4 protein-coding genes are annotated in these 2,293 nt (G+C 51.7%); 3 read left to right on the top strand and 1 reads right to left on the bottom strand.

Annotated features, from left to right (window positions below; translation table 11 throughout):
• A partial coding sequence (locus HY879_05785; protein ID MBI5602848.1) for a hypothetical protein occupies positions 1 to 278 on the bottom strand: 278 nt, incomplete at its 3' end.
• A 255-nt stretch (positions 279 to 533) separates the two neighbouring features.
• On the opposite strand from HY879_05785, the gene HY879_05780 reads away from it, so the two are divergent.
• The 3 genes from HY879_05780 to HY879_05770 form a co-directional block, all read left to right on the top strand.
• On the top strand, positions 534 to 1,136 hold the full coding sequence (locus HY879_05780) for a helix-turn-helix transcriptional regulator (protein ID MBI5602847.1): 603 nt from the start codon (positions 534 to 536) through the stop codon (positions 1,134 to 1,136).
• Positions 1,137 to 1,184: 48 nt separating this feature from the next.
• Positions 1,185 to 1,754 carry a 2-oxoacid:acceptor oxidoreductase family protein gene (locus tag HY879_05775; protein ID MBI5602846.1) on the top strand — a complete coding sequence of 190 codons (570 nt, stop codon included), beginning with the start codon at positions 1,185 to 1,187 and terminating at the stop codon, positions 1,752 to 1,754.
• On the top strand, positions 1,751 to 2,293 hold a 543-nt coding region (locus tag HY879_05770; protein ID MBI5602845.1), incomplete at its 3' end, for an NAD(P)-binding protein. The genes HY879_05775 and HY879_05770, both read left to right, overlap by 4 nt.

Genomic DNA, 2,293 nt, shown 5'->3' with positions numbered 1-2,293 from the left:
TCGATCATCCGCCCAAGCTGCATCAGCAGGGCATCAATATTCCGGTAATAGGTATTGGCCGCCCGCCAATAGGCCTCATTGGCCCTGGCCCCGCATTTAAATATTCCTTTGGGGACCGGGATTCCCAGGCAAAGCAGGCTTTTTGACGCCGGAAGGAGATCTGAAGGCCTATAACCCTGGGGAGCGCTGTCTTCAAGGTGCGCAGCCTTGCCGATCCCAAACACCGAAATATCGTTGCGAATGGTGAATTCTTTTATCTTTTCTAATAGACCGTTCATCGGGGATTCCTCCTTTAGAGGAAATTAATTTAGTTGACTAATAATTAGCATGCTAAATAAATAAGGTCAAGAATAATTTTCCGCCTCCCCTTGATATATTTTCCCTGCTCCGGGAGGCCTTCGGCAGGATGCCGCGTCCTTAAAGGTTAATCATAGACTTTGCTATTTAAATGGAAGAAGGATATAATTAAATTGTTTGCCAACGGGAACGGGAATCGTTGATCCTAACTGTATTTTCGAACTAAGGAGATGGAAATGGGAGTAGATCAGGGCATCCAATGGGAAATTGAGGCCTTTAAAATCGGCAACAAGATCAAAGAGCTCCGGGAAAAGAACCGTTACACCCTACAGGATCTGGCGGCCAAGACGGGTCTGCCCAAAGAATTCCTGGCTGAAATTGAGAATGCCGAAGTCGTTCCGCCCATTGCCAATTTGCTGAAGCTCTCCAAGGCCTTACAGGTCGGGATGTCCTATTTCTTTCAGGACCAGGCCGGGGAAGAAAAGATCGCCATCACCCGCCGTCACGAAAGGGTCCGGATGGAAGGACTGCCGTCTCACCTGAAAGGGGAAGTGGATTATATTTATGAGGCCCTGGAGGAGAAAAAAACCAATAAACACATGGAACCCTTTCTGGTGGAATTCCCGATTTTAGATACCAGTGAACTGGTCTTTGTCAGCCATGAAGGCGAAGAGTTCCTCCATTTATTGGAAGGGAAACTGGAATTTCGCACCGTAGACCGGGTAGAGGAGTTGGAACCCGGAGACAGTATCTATTTTGAATCGGATATCAGTCACAGTTTTCGATGTTTGAGCCGGACCCCGGCCAAGGCCATCGTCGTGGTCTGGAGCAAACCATAGAAGGGCCTGTTTTTTGACAGGATAGACAGGATATTAAGGAAAAGGGATATGCTGGAAATCCGTTTTCACGGCCGTGGCGGTCAAGGGACGGTGGTGGCCACCATCTTGCTGGCCAAGGCCTTTTTTCAGGCCGGTTATTATGTCCAAAGTTTTCCGGTCTTCGGGGTGGAACGACGCGGGGCACCGGTCGAGGCTTACCTGCGATTGGATGAGAAAGAAATATGGATCAGGTCCCATGTCTTTGCCCCGGATCATGTAGTGGTCCTGGATCGAACTCTGCTGCAGAATGTGGATGTGTTCCAGGGATTGAAAACCGGTGGATGGATTTTGATCAATGCCCCGACACCGCCCCTTGATCTCAGACCGTTTTCGGGATTTCATCTGGCCTTTGTGGATGCCACCCGGATCGCCCTCAACCATCAGTTGGGGACCCGGACTCATCCCATCGCCAATACCGCCGTCTTAGGGGCCTTTGCCCGGGTGCTGGGAATGCCTCCTCTGGAGGCCATTATCCGGGCCATTGAAGAAGATGTGCCGCGAAAACCCGAGGAGAACATCCTGGCGGCGAGAGAGGCCTACGAAGAAGTGCAGGTTCTGGGAATGGAGGAGAAACCATGACGGTTGATTCCAGCAACAGCGGGACCGGCTCCTTGTTCATCTCCCGTTCCTATCTGTCCAGTGAAGGCAATAAAACAGGTTCCTGGCGCTTTCTCAAACCCCGTTATAATGAAAAAACCGCCCCCTGCGGCGCCGCCTGTCCGGCAGGGGAAGATATCGGCCGCATCGAGATGCTTACCAGCCAGGGCCAGCTTAAAGAGGCCTGGGAAACGATCCTTTTGGAAAACCCCTTTCCGGCCGTCTGCGGACGGGTCTGCTATCACCCTTGTGAAGCCATTTGTAACCGGGGATACTTTGATGAAACCGTGGCTATTTCCGTCATCGAGCGTTTCCTGCCTGAAAACGCCGCCCGGTATCATTTAAAGCCCACCTTGCCGCAACAGGTCTCCAAGAAACAAAAGATCGCCGTCATGGGTGCAGGTCCCAGCGGTCTGGCCGCTGCTTATTTTCTAACCTTATTAGGCTACTCCTGTGACGTCTTTGAGGCCGGGCCCGAACCCGGAGGGGTGCTCCGCTGGGGGATTCCCAATTATCGTCTT

The sequence above is a fragment of the Deltaproteobacteria bacterium genome (assembly GCA_016219225.1).
Lineage (GTDB): Bacteria > Desulfobacterota > RBG-13-43-22 > RBG-13-43-22 > RBG-13-43-22 > RBG-13-43-22.
The sequence above is the reverse complement of the archived record's forward strand: the minus strand, read 5'-3'. Positions and strand labels throughout refer to the sequence as shown.